The organism is Aldersonia sp. NBC_00410, from assembly GCF_026342035.1.
In the GTDB taxonomy this organism is placed as follows: Bacteria; Actinomycetota; Actinomycetes; order Mycobacteriales; family Mycobacteriaceae; genus Aldersonia.
Genome location: NZ_JAPENM010000001.1, coordinates 503,595 through 523,655, shown reverse-complemented (window position 1 = coordinate 523,655; position 20,061 = coordinate 503,595). Strand labels below are relative to the sequence as shown.

Below are 20,061 nucleotides of genomic sequence, written 5' to 3'. Positions count from 1 at the left end.
CCGATTTTCACCCGTGGGTGATGGTGACGGAAAGTTGCATGCTGCCGGCGTGATTTTGACCAATCAAAGCGCAGGTGGTGGCGCTGGTGGCGTCGGCGGTGCCGGCAACTCCGGTACCGGCGACCAACGGCGCTAATGGAACAAACGTCGCCAACGCACCCACTCCCTGATCAGGTCGGCGACAACTCGGAATGGAAGGCCCCCGCACCGCGTGCGGGGGCCTTCCCCTGTAGCTGTTTGCGTAGGGTCTAGCTGGTGAGTGCACGCGCGGGCATCGTGGTCACCGGAACCGAGGTCTTGACCGGGCGAGTCCAGGATCGCAACGGCCCGTGGTTGGCCGACCGCTTTCTCGAACTGGGCGTTGAGCTGGCGCACACTACGATCTGCGGTGACCGGCCCGACGACATCGACGCGGCGCTGCATTTCCTCGCAGCGCGGGGCGTCGACCTGATCGTCACGAGTGGCGGCCTCGGCCCGACGGCCGACGACCTCACCGTCGCGGCCGTCGCGCGCTTCTGCGGGCTCGACCTGGTGCTGGACGTCGCACTCGAACAGCGGATCGCCGCGATCGTGAAGCCGCTGATGGCGCGCTTCGACAACGTCGACTTCGAGTCCGTGCGGGCCGCCAACCGCAAACAGGCGCTCGTACCGGTCGGTGCCACGGTGCTCGACCCGGTGGGAACAGCCCCGGGCCTCGTCGTGGCGGGCACGCCGACGGTCGTCGTGCTGCCGGGCCCCCCGCGCGAGCTGCAACCGATGTGGCACAAGGCCGTACGAACCGAGCCGCTGCAGGCGGCGATCGTCGGCCGGACGGCGTACCGGCAGGAGACGATTCGGATGTTCGGGTTGGCCGAGTCGGGCCTTGCCGACACTCTGCGGGACGCCGAACGGCTGGTGCCCGGCATCGGCGGGCTCGAGATCACCACGTGCCTGCGTCGTGGCGAGGTCGAGATGGTCACCCGTTTCGAACCCGACGCCGCTGGTGTGTATGTGCGGCTCGTCAAGCTGTTGCGGGACCGTCATGCGCGCGAGATCTTCTCCGAAGATGGCGCGCTGGTCGACGATCAGGTCGCGCAGCTGTTGACCGGCCGGCGGATCGCGACGGCGGAATCCTGCACGGCTGGAATGCTTTCTGCCCGCTTGACCGAGGTGCCGGGATCGTCGGCGTACGTCGTCGGTGGGGTGACGGCATACGCCGACGAAGCCAAGGTGGGCCTGCTCGGGGTGGACCCGGCGTTGATCGAGGCGCACGGCGCGGTGTCCGAACCGGTTGCGGAAGCGATGGCGGTCGGTGCGCTGCGGCGCTTCGGTGCCGATACCGCGGTCGCGATCAGCGGCGTCGCCGGCCCGGGCGGGGGCACCGCGGCAAAGCCGGTGGGCACGGTTTCGTTTTGTGTCGTACTCGCGGACGGCACGACGCTGCGCCGTACCACGCGAATGCCGGGCAACCGCGCCGATATTCGTGATCGCTCCACCACCGTCGCGATGCATCTGCTGCGGCGTGTGCTGGCTGAGGTGTAGGTGAGCCCGGGTTTCTGCTTCTCGAGGTCCTCGACGAACGCATTGGTTCCGCCCAACCAACGAGCGACTCACGCTCCCAGTCAATTGCGATGCGCCGTTTCACGCCTTCGCGGTGCCGGCGATGTGGGTATTGAACGGGAGGAATGGGGTGTGCACCCGGTAGCGGTCCATGGTGACGCTCTCGAATCCGGCGGCATGCAGGGAATGTTCCAGGTCTCGTTCGCACGAGCAGCCCTCGAAGGTCCAGGCCCACGGCCGGCGAAGGATCCGTTGCGCGGCACGTGTCGGTGTGCCGCTCCTGGCCACCACGTGTTCGACGAAGCGGAAGGTGCCACCGGGGCGCAAGATGCGCCGGATCTCGGTGAGCACGGCCGCGGGATCCTGTACCGAGCAGAGCACGAGCGAGGAGATGACGCCGTCGACACTGTGGTCGGGCAGGCCCGTCTGCTCGGCCGTGCGCTCGCGCAGATCGAGCTGCACGCCGCGGCGGCGCGCTGCGGCGTGCAGCCGGCTATGCATGTACCGGTTCGGTTCGATGGCGACGAGGGTCCCGCCGGCCGGGAGATAGCGGAAGTTGGCGCCGACACCCGGCCCGATCTCGACGACCTCGCGCGGGAGCCCGGCGAACACGCGTCGTTTACGTCGGCGGAGGTTCCATTCCAAGTACGGACCCATGACCTGGAAGAACGCGGCATTGAACCGGCCGCGACCGCCGTGCGGCTCGAAGGTGTTCGCTGACGGGGTGGTGATAGTCCTGTCGATCATCTTTGCTCCAGCGGTGTCTCGTTGTTTGTCGATCTCACAACGATGCGCGACACCGTTAGATCTGTCAGGCGTGGAATTACCTCACTCCGCCGATTCCGGCCGGTCGCGCCGGGCGGCGTACCACGCAGCAATCTGGGCTCGCGAGCGGAACCCGAGGCGCAGGCGGATCCGTTCGACATGACCCTCGGCAGACCGTTCATCGATGCCCAGGCGCGCGGCGAGCTCGCGGTTCGTGCACCCCTCGCTGATCAGCGCCGCGACCTCGCGCTGCCGTGCCGTCAATGTACGGGCGCCCCGCCGCGCGACGCGCAGGCCGAGGAACCGGCGAACCGTCGCCACAAGCGCGTCGGCGTCACCCGCGTACGGCAAATGCGAGCGGCCGGGCAGCACCATGAGCTGCGCACCGGTGATGCCCTCGGCGAGTGCTGCGGCCTGCTCGACGGGAGCGGCCCGGTCGTGGGCTCGGTGCACCACCAACGTCGGAGCGCGCACCTGAACGAGGAGGTCGCTGACATCGAGCTCGTAGCTCATCGCCAAAAGCGCCCGGGCCGTGGCGGCGGTCGAGCAGGCCCGCTGGTAGCGACCGAACTCCTTGCGCGTCGTGGCACCGGCGTCGGGAGCGAAGATCTCGGTGAGCACGTCCGAGCCGAGTCCCCAATGCGACTCGACCAGTCCGAGGACGTGTTCCCGCGCGCTGGGCGGGGAAATATTTGCGCCGGACACCCAGCCGCCGTAGAGCACCAGCCGCCGGACGGTGTCCGGGTGCGCTGCCGCCCACGCCACCGCGACCAGTGCGCCCATCGAGGTGCCGATCAGATCGAAGGGCTCCGGGCCGAGGGGCGCGGTGACCGCGGCAAGCTGATCGAGCTCGTGCGCCAGCGACGGCGACCGCGTCGATGGCGCCGACAGCCCACATCCAGCGCGGTCGTATCGCACGAGCCGACAGCCCTGCGCCAGATCTTCGTAGAACGCCCGCTCCTCCGGCAGCTCCCAGCTCAGCTCTAGATGACTGAGCCAGCCGGAGACGTAGACCAGCGGCCGGCCGGCGCCGATCGTGGCGTAAGCCATGTCGTCGCCGTCAGTCGTCGTCAACCGACCCACGCGTTGCTCCACGCGCCTATTCTGCCCAAGTCGCCACTCAAACGGACCCGATCTTCCTGCGCCACTGGGCAATATCCACACGTGGTCCGTGTAACAGTTAGCGACGGGGCCGCTGAGGCGCCTGCGTTACAGCCACCACGGGAGATTGGGGACCCAAACGGGCATTTCGGGTGGAGTGGGGAAGGGATGAGAGAGCCGATGACGGGAATCGAACCCGCGTATTCAGCTTGGGAAGCTGATGTTCTGCCATTGAACTACATCGGCGCGCGCCGCAGCGCTTCGCCACTGTAGCAAAGAACGCCACGCGGTCCGGCGATTGCCCGGCACTCGCGGAACCGGCCGAAACCGCTCACGCAGAGCATCTCGAGGACACTGGTAGGCCAGTTCTCTTCACGAGAGAATCTAGTTACGCTACATTCGGTAGCGTTGTTGCGTGTCGAGTGGCGCGCGATGCCCGAACTGTGTGGGGCACAGAACAACCGAACCAGTTGTCCAACGAGGGAAGGTCGGCATGACGCTGCAGGCATTACTTGACGAGATTCGTGAGCGACCCGGCACCGGCGAGGTGATCCCGATCATCGATCCGGTCACCGAAGAGCAGATCACCGAGTTCACCGACGGCGGTGAGAAGGCGGTCGATGAGGCGGTCGCCCGGGCCCGCGCGTCGTACGAGGCAGGCGTCTGGACCGGTCTACCGGCCCGCCAGCGCGCGAAGGTCATGTGGCGCATCGCCGACCTGATGGACCAGCACGCCGACGAACTCGCCGAACTCGATTCGCTGAACACCGGGATGCCGCTGGCGCAGGCGAAAATGATCGTGCCCACCTGTGCCGAGTTCTTCCGTTACTACGCCGGCTGGTGTACGAAGCTCAACGGCAACGCCTACGAGGTGCAGATGGAGGGCGGTGTCTCCGGCGAGTTCGCCGAGATGCACGCCTACACTCTCAAGGAGCCGTATGGCGTTGTCGGGCTGATCTTCCCGTGGAACGGCCCGATCTTCAACGCGTGCGCCAAGATCGCGCCCGCGCTGGCCGCCGGCTGTAGCAGCGTCGTCAAGCCGGCCGAGGAAACTCCGCTGTCGGCGCTGCTGCTGGACCGACTCATCAAGGAAGCGGGTGTGCCGGAAGGCGTCGTCAACCTGGTTCTCGGCTATGGCCATACCGCGGGCGCGGCGCTCACCACGCATCCCGATGTCGAGAAGATCGCGTTCACGGGGTCGACGGAGGTCGGCAAGCGCATCGTGGAGGCGTCGGCGGGCAACCTCAAGAAGGTCATGCTGGAACTCGGCGGCAAGTCGCCGGTACTGATCTTCGATGACGCCGATCTGAATATGGCCATCATGATGGCGTCGATGGGCATCTTCATCCACTCCGGACAGGGCTGCGTCTGCGGATCACGCATCTTCGTGCAGCGCGGCGTGTACGACCAGGTCGTCGAGGGCATCGCCAACGTGGCGAACAATTTCAAGCTCGGTGGTCCCGACGAAGAGGGTTGCATGAGCGGCCCGCTAATCAGCCAGAAGCAGCTGACCCGGGTGATGGGCTTCATCGATGAAGGCAAGAGCAACGGCGTCGAGGTCGTCACTGGCGGGCACCGGCTGGATCGGAAGGGGTACTTCGTGCATCCGACCGTGCTTGCCAACGTCGACCCCGGCATGCGGCTCTACCGCCAGGAAATCTTCGGGCCGGTCGTGACCGTGCTGCCGTTCGACGATGACGACGAAGCCGTCGCGCTCGCCAACGACACGACCTACGGTCTGGCCGCCACCGCGTGGACCACGAACCTCAGCCGGGCGCACCGTGTGGCGAAGCGCCTGCAGGCCGGCACCGTGACGCTGAACAGCCAGCTCGTCTTCGATCACAATGTGCCCTTCGGCGGATACAAGCAGTCCGGTTGGGGCCACGAGTTCGGACGCGAAGGCGTCGAGGGGTACCTGAAGACGAAGTCGGTCTGGGCGGCGCTCTAGTCGACGGCCCACCGAGCGGGGTTCGAATGTTCGCCGCGGATAGGCTGCACTCGTGCTGCTCTCCGACCGCGACATTCGGGCCTCGCTTGCTTCGGGCCGACTTGGGATCGAACCGTTCGACGAGTCGCTGGTGCAGCCGTCGAGTGTGGACGTCCGCCTCGACAACCTGTTCCGAGTCTTCAACAACACCCGATACACCCATATCGACCCCGCACAGCGCCAGGACGAGCTGACCACGCTCGTCGAGCCAACGCCGGGGGAGCCGTTCGTCCTACACCCCGGCGAGTTTGTGCTCGGGTCCACCCTCGAGATCTGCACGCTGCCGGACGATCTGGCGGGACGGCTCGAAGGGAAGTCGAGCCTCGGCCGGCTCGGACTGCTCACGCACTCGACGGCGGGCTTCATCGATCCCGGTTTCAGCGGGCACATCACGCTCGAGCTGTCGAACGTCGCGAACCTGCCGATCACGCTGTGGCCGGGAATGAAGATCGGCCAGCTGTGCCTGCTCCGGCTCACCAGCGCCGCCGAATACCCGTACGGCAGCTCCCAAGCGGGCTCCAAATACCAAGGTCAGCGCGGTCCGACGCCCTCGAAGGCGTACCTGAACTTCGTGCGCTGAGCAGCGATTGGTTGCGCACTGAAAATTGTTACTGGAAGTTCGCTACGCGGAGCCAGGTGACCTGTAACAAACCCTCGAGTGGGGGCGACAGGCGGGTAGAACATCAAGTTTTCAACCGCTGATGTCTCGGGGGCTCGTCCTTCGCGACAATTCCGCTCCCTGAGGCTGGTGCGATCCATATGAGTTACGGCGTTCCCGGCGGAGAAACCGTCGATCTCTCTGGTCGTTCCCGTTTCTTTTTCCGCGGGGACCGTAGCGCGCCGCCGTCGGCCTATGTCCGCGGCCGGGTCCGGTCACGCACCTACCTGCGCTCGGATCGAGAACGTTGGCAGGCCGCGTACGTCCGAAACCTGGTGATCAGTGACCTCGTCGTAGTTTGCGTGGCAATTGCGGTGGCTCAGTTCGTTCGCTTCGGCGGTACCGCGAAAGACGAGACGCTCGTGTGGGCGCCCTCGTCGCCCCTCGGTTATACCGCTGTCTCCGCGATGCTCGCCGTCCTGTGGATCGGGTTTCTCGCGTTGTTCAACACCCGATCGCCGCGCGTGATCGGCGCGGGAGCGGAGGAGTACCGCCTGATTGCGTCGGCAACTTTCCGGCTGTTCGGCGTGCTCGCGATCATCTCGTTGATGCTGCGCATGGATATCGCCCGCGGCTACCTCGCCATCGCGTTCCCGCTCGGCCTCGTCCTGCTACTGCTCAACCGTCGCGCATGGCGCCAGTACGCGGTTGCGCAGCGAGCGCGGGAGCGGTATCAGACGTCCGTGCTGGTCGTCGGTGGAAGTCGCGCGGTGCCGGACATGGCCCAGGCCTTCGCCCGGGACAAGGGCTCGGGCTATCACGTGGTGGGTGTCTGCACACCCGAGGGACCGACCGCCACGCGGGAGTCGATCGAGGTGCACGGCGAGCAGATCCCGATCGTCGGCGTCGACCAGGAGATCGTTGAAGCGGTGCGAATCACCGGCGCCGATACCGTCGCACTGACCGCGACCGACCACCTGCGTCCGGATCAGATCAAGCGTCTGGTGTGGAGTCTCGACGAACTCGGCGTCGACCTGATCGTCACCCCGGGCCTGGTCGACATCGCCGGACAGCGGCTGCGCAGCCGGCCGGTCGCCCAGATGCCGATGCTGCACATCGAGAAGCCGCAATACGACCGGGCCAAGTCGATCTACAAGCAGAGCTTCGACTTCGTCTTCGCCCTCGGTGCGCTGCTCCTGATCCTGCCGGTGATTGTGGTCTTCGCGGTGGCCGTGAAGTTCACCAGTCCGGGTTCGGTGTTCTATCGCTCGGAGCGGATGGGTCTGGACGGTCTGCCGTTCCAGATGATCAAGTTCCGCAGCATGTATCAGGACGCCGACAAGCACAAGGACGCTCTCGTCGCGCAGAACGACGGCGCGGGACCGCTGTTCAAGATGCGCGAGGACCCCCGGGTCACACCGGTGGGCAAGTTCATGCGCAAGTTCAGCATCGACGAACTGCCGCAGTTCATCAACGTGCTGCGCGGTGACATGAGCGTCGTCGGTCCGCGCCCGCCGCTGCGCAGCGAGGTCGAGCAGTACGACGGTCACGTACGGCGCCGGATGCTGGTGAAGCCGGGCGTCACCGGGCTCTGGCAGATCTCGGGACGATCGGATCTGTCCTGGGAGGAGACCGTGCGCCTCGACCTGTCCTACGTGGAGAACTGGTCGATGATGCAGGATCTGCTGATCATCAAGCGCACGTTGGGAGTCGTCTCGCGCAGCGAAGGCGCGTACTGACCGTCTCGCCCGTCCCGCACCGCATGTACATGCGAAATTGTTCCGCTCCTCGTTTCGGTGATGCGATCCGCTAACCGGCTGGGCATATCAATCGAGCTATGCGATGCACCGTGTTCGGGACCGGATATCTGGGCGCTACGCACGCCGCGTGCATGGCCGAAATAGGCCACGACGTACTCGGCGTCGACATCGACGCAGGAAAAGTGGCCAAGCTCGGCGCGGGCGAGGTGCCGTTCTACGAACCGGGCCTCGGCGAGGTGCTGCGCCGCAACGTGGACGCCGGCCGACTGCGCTTCACCACGTCCTACGACGATGCGGCCGACTTCGCCGATATTCACTTCCTCGGCGTCGGCACTCCGCAGAAGAAGGGTGAGTACGGCGCCGACCTGCGCAACGTCGACGCGGTCGTGGACACCCTCGCGCCCAGGTTGCATCGGCCGGCGGTGCTCGTCGGCAAGTCGACGGTCCCGGTCGGTACGGCCGCGCACCTCGCCGAACGAATCCGCCGGGACACCCCGCAGGCCGATGTCGAGGTGGCGTGGAACCCCGAATTCCTGCGCGAGGGTTTCGCCGTCGAGGACACGTTGCGCCCGGACCGCGTCGTGCTCGGCATCGACGAAACCGCCGGGGGGCGCGCGGAGCCGCTGATCCGCGAGCTGTACGCGCCGCTGCTCGCGGCCGGCGTCCCGTTCCTGGTCACCGACCTCGCCACAGCCGAACTGGTGAAGGTGTCGGCGAATGCGTTCCTGGCCACCAAGGTGTCGTTCATCAACGCCGTCGCCGAGGTGTGCGAGGCGACCGGGGCGGACGTCGTCGCGCTGGCCGATGCCCTCGGGCACGACGCGCGGATCGGGCGTCGCTTCCTCAACGCCGGGCTCGGCTTCGGCGGCGGATGCCTGCCCAAGGACATCAGGGCGTTCATGGCGCGCGCAGGCGAACTCGGCGCCGACCATGCACTGTCGTTCCTGCGCGAGGTGGACCACATCAACATGCGCCGGCGGACGAAACTGGCCGAACTCGCGGCGCAGGCCTGCGGTGGTTCGCTGCTCGGCGCAAACGTGGCGGTGCTCGGTGCCGCGTTCAAACCCGAATCCGACGACGTGCGCGATTCACCTGCACTCAACGTCGCCGGGCTCACCCAGCTCAACGGCGCTGTCGTGACCGTCTACGACCCCAAGGCGATGGACAACTCGCGACGCCTGTTCCCGACGCTGAACTACGCCACCTCCACTATCGAGGCCTGCGAGCGCGCCGATGTCGTCCTGGTACTGACGGAGTGGGACGAGTTCGTGCAGTTGCGTCCGGACCGACTCGCCGAAGTGGTGCGGCAGCGGTCCATCATCGACGGCCGAAATTGCCTCGACCGGACGCTGTGGCGCTCGCACGGGTGGACCTACCGCGGTATGGGCAGGCCCTGACTCCCCAGGTCACAACACGGAACCGGCTGGTCGGCAACCGTATGTCCGTCTATGCATTCCGCGGAGCGGACCGGTAAAGTCCCAGCATCCGTAGCCGCCAGGCACAGTTTGAGTGGGCTACGGTGCCAGTAAAAGCGCGTGCGTTGTCCAAGGACGATCCAAGGAACAGGCGGCAATGGGTTCGGTACTCGGTGTTTCGATGGGCACGGGCGCCATTCACATGGCGCGGCCGGGCTCGCGGATCAACGGGCATCCGGTGCCGTTCGACCTGCAGCGCGTCGACGTCTCCGAACAACGGCCCGAGAACCTGACCGCCGAGATCATCGGCGTCGCGCTCGCCGGAGGCAACGGGATCGACGCGACCGCGGTCGCGTGCAGGCAGGACGGCCGCGCCGATGCCCTGCGGACCGCGTTGGCTCACGAGAAGCTGGCCAACTATCAGCTCGTGCCCGAAGTGATTGCCTCGCTCGAGTTGTTCGCCTCCACCGGTGAGCTGAACGGCTTCCGCAGCGTCGCCGTCTACGACCTCGGCACCTCCGGGCTGTCGATCAGTGTCGTCGATACCGAACGCAAGATCGTGCACGGCGCGGAGCGCACCACCGACATCAGCGGGCGCGCATTCGACGCGATGATCGGCGAAGCGCAGATCGCCAGCGGCAGGCTCGCGCTGCCCACGGACGCGGACGGATTCAACCGCCTCGACCTGCTGTGCCGTGAGGCCAAGGAACAGCTGTCGACCAGCACCGCCGTCGCCCTGCCCGCGCCCGAAGGGCTGGTTCTGCTGTCGCGCAAGGATTTCGAGATGCTCATCGCCCCTACCGTCGAGGCGTCCGCGCGATTGCTGCGCAATACGATCGTGGGTTCACGCAAACCGGTCGAGGCCATCGTGCTGATCGGCGGTGGCGCACGGATCCCGCTCGTGGCGAACGTGCTGCGCAGCGTCGCGGGTCTGCCGGTCATCGTGGCAAACCACCCCGACACGGTCGCCGCCCGTGGTGCCGCGCTGCTCGCGCACCCGGTGTCGCGCCGACGGGCATGGCAGGAGAGCCGGGAAACCGCGGGGCCTGCGGGCGCCGCAGAGAAGATCCGCCGACGGCGTGAACTGGTCTCGGCGGCTATCGCGGTGGGCGGTCTGGCATTACTCGCCGTTCTCGGATTCGGGCTGACGAAATCGACCGACCTGTTCAACGGTACGGCCGGCAGCAGCGGCACCCTGCAGACAACCAGCCCGCAGGGGACCGATGCGGCGGGGGCGCCGGGGAGCGCGACGCCTGGCGGCGGCTCGTTCAATGGCTTGCCGGGCGGGCAGCCGTTACCTGTCGTGGCACCGCCCCCGGTCACGCTGCCGCCGCCGCCCCCGCCCGCGGAGGCGCCGCCAACGTGGGACGAGGACTCCTACCAGGCACCCGCACCGGCACCGGCACCCGGACCGAACACCTTTTCCGTGCCCGGTCTGCCGCCGATCGTGGTTCCGACGATTCCGCCGCAGTACATTCCGCCGTTGCCCCGGCTACCGCGCTTCCCCTGAGCCGGCGGAGCGGTCACGACCGGGAGCGGTGCGCTCCGCCCGACCGTTTCGGTGCCGCGTTCGACTTGGGCGCCCGGGTCGTGTCTGCTGTGGCCGTGCGCCCGTTGCCGAACGGGCGGGCGAGGGCGACCGCGATCCCAGTCGTCAGCGGGACGGACAGCGCCAGCGCAATCCCACCTACTGATGAGCGGACGATCTCGATCGCGACCGCGTCGCCGGTCAACACGTCGTTGACCGATCGGCCGGCCACGCTGAACAGCAGGAGCAGTGGTAGCGCGCCGCCCGCATAGGCGAACACCAGGGTGTACACCGTGCTTGCGATGTGATCACGACCCACTCGCATAGCCGCGGCGAAGACGTTGCGCCGCGACGAGTCCGGGTCGAGCGAGGCCAGTTCGAACGCCGCCGACGCTTGCGTGATCGTCACGTCGTTGAGCACACCGAGCGAGCCGATGATGAATCCGGCGAGCAGCAAACCGGTGATACTGACGTGCTCGAGGTAGGTCGCGACGTTCGTGTTCTGTTCCTCCGACAGTCCGGTGAGCTGGGTCATGCGGATGGTGACATAGGACAGCACCGCGGCGAGCAGCATCGCGGCGAGCGTGCCGAGCAACGCCGAACTTGTCCGCAGGCTCACGCCGTGCGCCAGATAGAGCACGACATAGAGGATCATTCCACCGGCGACGAGTGCCACCGGTATCGCGGGTTGGCCGTCGAGCAGCGCGGGCAACAGGAACTTGACCACAACGGCGAACGTGAACAGCAGACCGAGCAGCGCGCGTAGCCCGCGCCACCGCGCGACCGCGATCACCACGACCGCGAACACGACGACGATCGCGAGAAGGGGAAACCCACGCGCATAGTCGTCGAATGCATACAACGTCGCGCCGGTCGGGTCGGTCTGGCGCACGACCCGGATGTGGTCGCCCGCCTGCAGATCGGGTTGGCCTGGCCCCGGTGCGATCTCGAACAACGTCTTGGTGCCTGCGTTCGGGCCGGTCTCGATTTTGATCACGCTGCGCGTGCAGTCGTAGGACGAGATCGGGGGCGGCGTCGGTGCGCCACCGAATACTCGACCGGTCGACGGACTGCCACACGGGCCGATGCTCTGTTCGACGACCGTTCCCGCTTCGGTGGTGACCGCGCCGCCTGCGGCGTTCTGGAAAGGCAACGGAATGTCGACGGTCTGCTTGCTCGGCCACAGCACGATCAGTCCGGCGAGCACCAGCACACCGAGTGCGACCACCGTGCCGACGACGATCCGGGCGGCGTTCGGGCCGATCTCGATCGGGCCCGTGTGGCCATGGCCGTGGTGGCTACTCATACGAGGGAATCCGGCGGAGTGAGGTGCACCGGAGCGAGCATAGCGAGTGCTCGCAGGTGTACGAGCGATGTGCAGCTACCCCGGAATGTGCGGAGGGTGGCGGAGAGCAAGGGGGGATAGTCTCCGCCACCCCTATCCGGACGACCAGGGGGGTGGTGGCCCGGACGGGCACAAGGTGCCTGTGACAGGCTAACCGGGACATCCCAAATCTTCCAATCGGTACGGTTTTTCGGCGAGTAGCGGGATCGTGTGCTGTTTTGTGCGCAAGCGCACATATCCGGCCGGCGTCCGCGGGGATCGAGTTGCAGCGGCGGCGGTGTCCTAGGCTGAACCAATGCCGGGCTGGCACGGATGGCGAACCATGCTGGTCTGTGCGCTGATCCTCGCTGTGCTCGCCGCTTCGGGATGCCAGGCCGGCTCGCAACAGCCCACCCCGATGACGACGTCGTCCGCTCGGGTCACGGTGTCGCCGGGCGGTTTACGGCTCGACGGCAGACCGTGGTGGCCCGCCGGACTCAATGCCTACCAACTCGGCACGAACTACTCGGTGAACCGTGGCTGTGGTGCGGAGGTGGACCTCGATGCCTACTTCGGGGCGTTGCCACCGAGATCGCTGACTCGCTTCGACGCGTTCCAAGCGCTCGCGACGAACAAGGCGACCGGACAGCTCGACTTCACCGCGCTCGACGCAGTATTCGCTGCCGCCGAGCGACACGGACAACTACTCGTACCCGTCCTCGTCGCGCAGGACGGCGCCTGCGAGGACGAGCAGTACAAGACTGCCGAATGGTTCCGCGGCGGGTGGCGACAACCGGGGGCGCAGGCGTTGAGCTACGAACAATGGGTGGGCACCGCTGTGCGGCGGTGGTCGGGGTCGGCGGTGGTCGCGGCATGGGACCTGATCGGCGAGCCGGAACCGGCGCGTTGCTCGTTCGCGCAGTGCGGATCGCAACCACAACAGCGTTGCCCGCCCGACGCCGCGAACGTCCTTCGCAGTTTCGTCGACGAGGTGGGGGCGTTGGTCCGTACGAGCAGCGACACGCTCACCACCGTCGGCTTTGCCGGCGGCGGTCAGTGCGGCACACAAGGCGACGAGTATGCCGCTGTCGCAGCCTCTCCCGGAATCGACATACTCCAATACCACGACTACAGCGAGGGCCCGAACCCCCTTCCCGGCAATGAGTGGGACGGACTGGCTCGCCGGCTCGAGCAGGCACGGCAGGTGGGTAAACCGCTGTTGGTTGCCGAGATCGGCGAGCATGCGGGGTCGTGCCGCAGCGAAGCCGTGCGTGCTTCGGACATCTCTGCGCGCATGACCGGACAGCGCGAGGCCGGATCTGCCGGCGCTCTCGTGTGGGCGTTCGTCCCCGATCCGCGGCCGCAGGAATGCACCTTCGACGTCGGGATCGCCGATCCCATCTACGCCGAATTGCGGCGCTTGAACACAGGCTGACCGGCGCGGGCCGACCGGGCATGCGCCGCGATCAGGTGGTGACGCGGTACAGCCGCCAGGTGGGCAGGTCGGCACCGTCGTTGGGGATCTCGAGTTCCAGTGCGGCGACATCCGACCCGTTGTCGTAAATGGTCGGATAACGGAGATTGACCGCATCCGACGTGCCTCGGTCCGTGTTCGGCACGGCGAGAATGTATTTCACGCCGTTGGCCGCAGGGTCGTCGAGAATCGTCACGAAATCCTGGTCGGAGGGCACCACGTACCGGTCGGGGTCCGCCGACGCGGCGGCCACCGCGAAGCCGTAGACGGTGTCCATCAAAACCGATCCACGGGGCAGGTCCAATTGGTCGAGGTAGTCGTTGAGCCGCCGCTCGGTGGAGAACGAGGCGTTGATCCGGCGCGCGTCCGCGATGCGTTGGGAGGTGTCGTCGTCATCGGCAAACAATGCGGCGAGCGAATATTGCTGCACCGACAGGCTCGGTACGGCCAATCCGACGACGGTGATCGGAAAGCCGAGCAGCACAACGGCAGCCGCGGCAACGCCGGCCAGCGGCGACTGCGGCCCGCTGCCGAGCCGCGTATTCGCGAACCGGCCGGGGCGTGGGCTGACGGCTTGTCCGCGCGCGGGATAGAGCTGAATCACCAGAATGACGAGGAGCGGTATGGCACAGATATAGAACCGCAGGAACCCGAAGGTCAACCCTCGCGCGTAGCTCAGCGTCTGGAAAGCCAGCACCGTGCCCAGGATCAACGGTGCGACGACCACTTCGAGATCGCGCCGCTGTACCGCAAGCACGGTCGCCAGCGGCGCGAGCAGCGGCAGTGCGGGCGCGAGCACGAGAACCTCCACAGCCGAGAACGCGAGCGATGCCGGAATCGACTGTGCAACGTACTGGGACTGTTCCAGGATCGCGCTGTTGCCGTAGCTCGAGGAGAACTGTGCGAACGCATCTCCGGTGAGCAGCCACCCGGCCGCGGCCCAGACCACGAACGCCAGCGCGCCCGGCAGCGCAACGATGGTGAGATCGACTCCGCCGCGATACCAGTCGAACGGTCTTGTCCGAACGGCGGATCGCAGGGCGACGAACACGGCGGCGACGAATATGACCAGCGCGGCGTCGTAGCGGACCAGATAGGCCAGCCCGAGCGCCGAGCCGAGCGCAACCAGATCGTGCACGTCATCGGTGTGGGTCCAGCGGATGCCTCGGCGCACGGCCCAGCACACACAGAACAGGAACGGCGCCTCACTCATCCCGTTCGCCCCGTAGATCACGATCATCGGGTGCAGTGCGAACAGCGCCGTGGCCGCCACGCACAGCCACCGCGGGACACCGCGATCGCCGGCAATGCCCCAGATCTGTACCGCCGCACCGCCCATGAACAGTGCCGACATCAGCACACCGGCCACGCCGTAGCGGGTGAGGGCCGGAATCCACGGACTCAGCGCTACTGCAGGCAATTCTGCGATCGCGGTGAGCGGCGAGAAGACGAAACCGATCGCCGCGACATGTGGATCCCGGCTGAACAACACCGATTGCGCGGCTTGCACCCGGCTCAGCGCATCACCCATCAGGATCCCGTGGCCCACCGACAACACCACGCCGACGAGCGCGTAGCCGGCGAAGGTGGTCCAGAAGATCGTTCGGCGTGGGTGGCGCGCCGTCACGACCCGCCCCTACTCATGACTCGGGTTCGCCGAGGTTGTGCTGGGTCTTCTCCCAGTAGGACGGGTTGACCAGCAACTGCCAGCAGGCCTTTACCGCGGCTATGCCCATCAGCAGCCAGTACGCGGGGACCAGGAATCCCGCGAGTGCCAAGTGCTCCTGGTGGTTCTCTCGGCAACCGATGACATTGATGTAGATCGTGATCGCGTTTCCGAGTATCAGGCAGAACAGCGACGGGAAGTAGATCGGCGGGAGGAACACGGCGTGCATGACGTCGGGTCGTCCGAGCAGCCAGGTCCACGTCAACGACCAGAACACGATATTGAGCGCCGCGATCAACGGCGTCCCGGCCAGCAGGACGGTGAAGCGGATGAAGCCGACCGGGCCCAGGGTCCGCCACAACCGCACGGGGTGCCGGGTGTGTACCAGCCAGGTCTGCAGGTAGCCCTTGTACCAGCGCGAGCGCTGCCGAATCCAATTGATCGCATCGATATTGGCTTCCTCGATGGTCGTCGAGTCGATGACCATGGTCCGGTAGCCGCGTGCCGCGATCCGGACACCGAGATCGGCGTCCTCGGTGACATTGAACGGATCCCAGGCGCCGATCTTGTCGAACAGTGTGCGCCTGATGTGATTCGACGTGCCGCCCAACGGGATCGGTGAATTGCTCGCCATCAGGCCGGGGAGGAGGAAGCTGAACAGCACGCCGTATTCGACGGTGAACCAGCGGGTCAGCATGTTCTGCCGGTCGTTGTAGAAACCCAGCTTCGCCTGGAGGCAGGCCACGGTTTCCGGTAATTCGGCGAACGCGACCGCGACGCGGCGCAGTTGGAGTGGATCCGGAGTGTCCTCCGCATCGTAAATCGTCACGATCTCGCCGGTCGCGTAGTGCAAGCCGAAATTGCACGCCTTCGGTTTCGTCCGAGGGTCGGCCGGTGGCACCAGTAACGTCGTGACGAAATCGCCCAGTTCCGAATTGGCGACGGCGGAGTCGCGCATCGCCGAAATGGTGACCTCGTCGTCGCCCTCGAGCAGGAGCAGGATCTGCAGCTTGTCGCGCGGATAGTCGAGCGCGGCCATCCCGCGGACAAGGTTGTGCACCACCTTGGGCTCGTCGTATGCGGGCAGCAGAATCGTGTATGAGGGCAGCTCGGAATCGGGTACCGCGCGTGCTCGTTCGTCGGAGACCCGCAGTATCGCGTCGGCGCGCAATCCGCGCCGGAACACGATGACGCGGTCGATTACGGTCGCGGTATAGGCGATCGTGCACAACGCAATCACCACGATGAGCGTGGGAACAACGGCGAATACGAAGCCTGCGATCATGAGTGCTGCGATCGCCAGAAACACGACGCGCTGCCATGGCACGAACGGCACGGCGGCCGAGGCGTCCGGGTCACGTTCGCGAAGTCCGTCCACCGCATCGCGCAGTGCATGTGCACGGAATTCGGCATCGTCGAGGGACGTGGTCACGATCGCACCTCATCGAGTTGGTAGTCCACCAAGTCGTTCCCCAACACGGTCATCAGGTCGCGATCCTTGTACTGCGAGTTGAAGTCCGACACCACCTCCTTGCCACGTAACATCACGTTGATTGCAAGAAGTGCCCGATTCTCGACCGACATCCGCAGGTCCGGAAACGGCGCATCCGGGTTGTGGTTGTCGACTGTGAGCACTGTGACCCGCTCGTATGCACCCGCCCGTATCCAGATAAACCGCAGATTCGTCCAGGTGACCAGTAAGTCGTCATCGATGACCGTGCACAGATCTGCCGAAACGCCGGCACCGAGATCGAGTGGCACCTTCGGGCTTTGCCGACCATTGGTGACGTCGTACATGGCCTCGACCGGATATACTCGAAGCGACTGTGGCTCGAACGTGCGCAAAGTGTCGATTACGGCATATCGTCTGCGCCCCTTGTCATCCCAATCCGGATTCACGTCGGTGGTGACGATCCGCTGTCGGGTCAGTGTGCACCCGTCGCCGAAATACGGTTTGCACCAGTCATATTGCTCGGTCTTGTACAATTTCCACCCCGGCGGGATGTCCTGGCCGAACAACGGTCCCGCCGCGCTGGGCCCGTCGGACGGCGTGAAATCGACGACGGGCGGGTCCGCGACCACGATGAGGAGGAAGGTCGCGGCGACCACGAGCAGCGCCGACTTGTACGGTCGTTGCACGATCGGCGGACGAGTGGGTCGCAGCACGGTGTTTACCGGCGTCACCCACACGGTCCGCACCACCAGAACGGCGCCGACGACCGCGCCGGAGACGATCGCTGGAACGAGCTGCATCACCTGCCCGGATATGTCGGCCGCGTCGAAAAAGAGAATGATGACCCCGCCGATGAGAAGCGTTGCCGTGAAGCCGACGAGGCCCCACCAGATCGTCCTGGCGGCGGCGATACCGAGCGCCGTGGCAGCAAAGAGCAGCAGCACGATACCGGCGGCCAGCCAGCCGCCACCGAGCAGCGTCACCGCGGTTCGGTACGGTCCCGGCCACAGCGCCATCACCATCAGCCAGATGGGCCAGTAGCGGCCGGTCGAACGTAGCCCGAACAGCAGCGTGCAGGCGCCGAAGACGAACACCCAGAAGCCGAGCATGTCCACCCGGAGCAGTTCGAAATTGACCCCGGTCCGGGGGACGAGCAGCCACGACACCGCGACCGCAACCGCCATCGTGAGTGCGCCGACGATTGTGTCCGATTCACGGTCGTGGACATGGACTTTGTCGTCGCGCCTGCGCGCGATACCGATGGCGGCGGCTATCGCCATCAGTGGCTTGAGAAACATGTAGCCGAGCAGTCCACCGGCGGCAAAATCGTCGAAGGTGCGGTCGATCCCGGGCCAGAAGGCGATGACCGAACAGACCGAGATCGCCGTCCAGCGGATGGTCAGAGTCGCCGCCGGCCCCATCACGTCACCCCATGGTCGAGGGATCGGCCGGTGTGGAGTCGCGACCCGCATGCCGGCGGCGGAACACGACCGCGAGCGCGATGACGATTCCGACGACCAATGCGGCTGCACCGATGGCGATTACGATCTTCTCTGCGGTGCTCAGCCCGCCATCGTCGGCCGCCGGCGCTGCCGCAGCCTCGGCGCCGTATGCGAACGGCTCCTTGTCGGCGGTCTGCAGCACGACGTTGCCGTCGACGGTGCCCCAGCGCGAGGTATCCGCGGCGAACCAATCGAGGATCCGGTCCACGCTGCCGGGTGCATCGGCCGAGGTCGCGGCGACGAGCATCCGGCCCCGCCCGTCGTCCCAGGCCGCCTGCAGTGAACCGAAGCTCATGTCCGGGACGTCGATCGATTCGGTCTCGCCGTCCGCTCCGGTCACCTCGATGGTTGCTTCGCCGGTGGTGCGGATGGGCAGCGGAATATCCTGCGGGAGTTGCTGTTCGACGGCGATGACGACAGCGGGCAGGCTCGAGCCGAGTGCGGTGTCGTAGTCGACCAACTCGGGTCGCAGCGGCATGCTCGTCGTGCCCTGTAGCCCGAGTGTTATCTCGAATGCCCGGTTCAGATTCGCGAAGTCACCCGTGGACAAGCCGACCTGGAACTTGGGCATCAGCGCCTGGGGCAGCGCACGGAAACCGGCCGGGCTCGGCGGGGTCACCTGATCACTGGTCACGACGCTGTCGGGGTCGATCGTCAGTGTCACCGGCTGGGTCGTGCCGCATGTAGTGGCACCCACGGTATCGAGCGTGACGACCACTTCGGTATAGCGGTCGAGCAGCTCATCGGGCAGGTCGATCCAGCGATCGATAGTGCCCTCTGCCGTGGTGGGCCAATGGTCGATGACGTTGTCGCCGATCGAGACGGTGAGCTGACCGTTCTGTGTCTGGGGTAGTGGGGTGTAGTTGCCCGTCAAATGCAGCCGAACCGATCCGGACGGTCGGGCGAGCCGGGTCTGATCGATCCCGATGCGCACCCGTACTCGGCCGACGCCGGTCGCCGAGAGCGATGTTTGTCCGAGCGAAGACACGGTGGTGGTCTGTGGTCCGTAGATCGGTGCCGCGTCGAGGGTGCCCACCGATGCACTGGTTGCTACCGCGAGCGACGACAGATCGCTCGACAGCAGCCGCGCCTGGTCGAGTAGCGCGTCGCCACGGCCGGTGATCGTCAGCACGGGTCCGCCGGGCGCGTTTTCCAGCGTCACCGCCGCGTTGTCGGCCTCCCGGATCGCGATCCGCCGCTCGAGCAGGCCGGGTTGTTCGGCCGGCAATGTGCCGGGCGGCAACGTCGACAGGGTGACCGTCGGCTTGGCGTTCGTGTACTTCGCGTCCATGGCAGCGCCGAGTTCGAGTGCCGCGTCACTCTCGGGCCTGCTCGGCTGCGGCGGAACATAGATCCGCATGGCGCTCAGCGTGGGCGGCAGAAATTCGCTCACCGTGGTGGGCTGAATTTCCGCACCCGCGTAGTCGACGACCGGATCGAGCAGAGCAACGCCCTGGTCTTCCCAGTCGTCGGGGCACCAACCAGAGTCGATCGGCTGCATCGTCGAGCGGATTTGCACGCTCGCCGCACTGTCCACGACCGGGACGCCGCGCAAGGACAGCGATACCGGTACCGAGGCGACCCCGCGCGGCAGTTCGGCGCGGTCCAGAACGCGCCCGTTCGAGAGCACCTCGACGGTGGCGCGACCGACCTCGGCGGGGAGCTGGGCATTGGCGCGCAGGGTGATTGGCGTCAGGCCGTTCGGCACTGGGATCGCGACAGTCCTCGAGGCATCGGAGCCCAACACCGTCACGGTTGTCCCGAGTCCGAGCGACTGGAACGGCAGCGACACATCCCGGGGAATCGGACCGGGAGCGGCACCGGCCGATATGGTGTCCGACACCCAGAACAGGCCCGAGAGGACCGCGAGCACCGTCGCGATCCACACCGTACTCATTCGCCGCATTGACCGGTCCCATCCGAATCGCGAAGGCAATGAGGATCGGATC

Annotated in this window: 15 protein-coding genes and 1 tRNA gene; 7 read left to right on the top strand and 9 right to left on the bottom strand. The window is 66.3% G+C overall.

Annotated features, from left to right (window positions below; all coding sequences use genetic code 11):
• Nucleotides 1-7: 7 nt before the first annotated feature.
• Nucleotides 8-154, bottom strand: a complete 147-nt coding sequence (locus OG921_RS02440) for a hypothetical protein (protein WP_266110737.1) — start codon at nt 152-154, stop codon at nt 8-10.
• 101 nt (nt 155-255) lie between these two features.
• Here OG921_RS02440 and OG921_RS02435 point away from each other — a divergent pair, with 101 nt between their 5' ends.
• Entirely contained in the window at nt 256-1,521 is a 1,266-nt protein-coding gene (locus tag OG921_RS02435; RefSeq protein ID WP_266110736.1) for a competence/damage-inducible protein A, read from the top strand.
• 99 nt (nt 1,522-1,620) lie between these two features.
• Here the strand turns inward: OG921_RS02435 and OG921_RS02430 are convergent, their stop codons facing one another.
• From OG921_RS02430 to OG921_RS02420, 3 genes are all read right to left on the bottom strand, one after another.
• Nucleotides 1,621-2,286, bottom strand: coding sequence for a class I SAM-dependent methyltransferase (locus tag OG921_RS02430; RefSeq protein WP_266110735.1), 666 nt, complete (start codon nt 2,284-2,286; stop codon nt 1,621-1,623).
• An 81-nt stretch (nt 2,287-2,367) separates the two neighbouring features.
• The gene (locus OG921_RS02425; protein ID WP_266110734.1) at nt 2,368-3,399 is read right to left on the bottom strand and encodes an alpha/beta fold hydrolase; all 1,032 of its coding nucleotides are present in this window, start codon (nt 3,397-3,399) and stop codon (nt 2,368-2,370) included.
• Between the two features lie 181 nt (nt 3,400-3,580).
• Nucleotides 3,581-3,651: transfer RNA gene (locus OG921_RS02420), tRNA-Gly, on the bottom strand.
• 247 nt (nt 3,652-3,898) lie between these two features.
• Here OG921_RS02420 and OG921_RS02415 point away from each other — a divergent pair.
• From OG921_RS02415 to OG921_RS02395, 5 genes are all read left to right on the top strand, one after another.
• Nucleotides 3,899-5,353, top strand: coding sequence for an aldehyde dehydrogenase (locus OG921_RS02415; RefSeq protein WP_266110733.1), 1,455 nt, complete (start codon nt 3,899-3,901; stop codon nt 5,351-5,353).
• 52 nt (nt 5,354-5,405) lie between these two features.
• Entirely contained in the window at nt 5,406-5,972 is a 567-nt protein-coding gene (gene dcd / locus OG921_RS02410) for a dCTP deaminase (RefSeq protein ID WP_266110732.1), read from the top strand.
• Nucleotides 5,973-6,325: 353 nt separating this feature from the next.
• The gene (locus OG921_RS02405; protein WP_266111035.1) at nt 6,326-7,729 is read left to right on the top strand and encodes a sugar transferase; all 1,404 of its coding nucleotides are present in this window, start codon (nt 6,326-6,328) and stop codon (nt 7,727-7,729) included.
• 98 nt (nt 7,730-7,827) lie between these two features.
• Nucleotides 7,828-9,147 carry a UDP-glucose/GDP-mannose dehydrogenase family protein gene (locus OG921_RS02400; protein WP_266110731.1) on the top strand — a complete coding sequence of 440 codons (1,320 nt, stop codon included), beginning with the start codon at nt 7,828-7,830 and terminating at the stop codon, nt 9,145-9,147.
• A 175-nt stretch (nt 9,148-9,322) separates the two neighbouring features.
• Complete coding sequence (locus OG921_RS02395) at nt 9,323-10,675, top strand: Hsp70 family protein (protein ID WP_266110730.1); 1,353 nt, start codon at nt 9,323-9,325, stop codon at nt 10,673-10,675.
• A 13-nt stretch (nt 10,676-10,688) separates the two neighbouring features.
• Here OG921_RS02395 and OG921_RS02390 read toward each other — a convergent pair whose 3' ends face one another.
• Nucleotides 10,689-11,999 (bottom strand): YibE/F family protein, encoded by a 1,311-nt coding sequence (locus OG921_RS02390; RefSeq protein ID WP_266110729.1) that lies wholly within the window; start codon nt 11,997-11,999, stop codon nt 10,689-10,691.
• Between the two features lie 436 nt (nt 12,000-12,435).
• Here OG921_RS02390 and OG921_RS02385 point away from each other — a divergent pair, with 436 nt between their 5' ends.
• Entirely contained in the window at nt 12,436-13,452 is a 1,017-nt protein-coding gene (locus OG921_RS02385; protein WP_266111034.1) for a beta-mannosidase, read from the top strand.
• Between the two features lie 31 nt (nt 13,453-13,483).
• Here OG921_RS02385 and OG921_RS02380 read toward each other — a convergent pair whose 3' ends face one another.
• Genes OG921_RS02380 through OG921_RS02365 form a run of 4 tightly spaced genes read right to left on the bottom strand, consistent with a single transcriptional unit; the run spans nt 13,484 to nt 20,009 of the window.
• Entirely contained in the window at nt 13,484-15,118 is a 1,635-nt protein-coding gene (locus tag OG921_RS02380; RefSeq protein WP_266110728.1) for a glycosyltransferase family 39 protein, read from the bottom strand.
• A gap of 13 nt (nt 15,119-15,131) precedes the next feature.
• On the bottom strand, nt 15,132-16,589 hold the full coding sequence (locus OG921_RS02375; protein WP_266110727.1) for a glycosyltransferase family 2 protein: 1,458 nt from the start codon (nt 16,587-16,589) through the stop codon (nt 15,132-15,134).
• Nucleotides 16,586-18,031 carry a hypothetical protein gene (locus OG921_RS02370; RefSeq protein WP_266110726.1) on the bottom strand — a complete coding sequence of 482 codons (1,446 nt, stop codon included), beginning with the start codon at nt 18,029-18,031 and terminating at the stop codon, nt 16,586-16,588. Before OG921_RS02370 ends, OG921_RS02375 begins: the two co-directional genes overlap by 4 nt.
• A 4-nt stretch (nt 18,032-18,035) precedes the next feature.
• On the bottom strand, nt 18,036-20,009 hold the full coding sequence (locus tag OG921_RS02365) for a cellulose biosynthesis cyclic di-GMP-binding regulatory protein BcsB (RefSeq protein WP_266110725.1): 1,974 nt from the start codon (nt 20,007-20,009) through the stop codon (nt 18,036-18,038).
• Nucleotides 20,010-20,061 lie beyond the last annotated feature (52 nt).

Excerpts from the sequence above, each read along its gene's own strand:
- OG921_RS02385 (WP_266111034.1), top strand. The coding sequence starts at position 12,436 with ATGACGACGTCGTCCGCTCGGGTCACGGTGTCGCCGGGCGGTTTACGG.
- OG921_RS02365 (WP_266110725.1), bottom strand. The coding sequence starts at position 20,009 with ATGAGTACGGTGTGGATCGCGACGGTGCTCGCGGTCCTCTCGGGCCTG.
- OG921_RS02430 (WP_266110735.1), bottom strand. The coding sequence starts at position 2,286 with ATGATCGACAGGACTATCACCACCCCGTCAGCGAACACCTTCGAGCCG.
- OG921_RS02390 (WP_266110729.1), bottom strand. The coding sequence starts at position 11,999 with ATGAGTAGCCACCACGGCCATGGCCACACGGGCCCGATCGAGATCGGC.
- OG921_RS02400 (WP_266110731.1), top strand. The coding sequence starts at position 7,828 with ATGCGATGCACCGTGTTCGGGACCGGATATCTGGGCGCTACGCACGCC.
- OG921_RS02370 (WP_266110726.1), bottom strand. The coding sequence starts at position 18,031 with ATGGGGCCGGCGGCGACTCTGACCATCCGCTGGACGGCGATCTCGGTC.
- OG921_RS02395 (WP_266110730.1), top strand. The coding sequence starts at position 9,323 with ATGGGTTCGGTACTCGGTGTTTCGATGGGCACGGGCGCCATTCACATG.
- OG921_RS02415 (WP_266110733.1), top strand. The coding sequence starts at position 3,899 with ATGACGCTGCAGGCATTACTTGACGAGATTCGTGAGCGACCCGGCACC.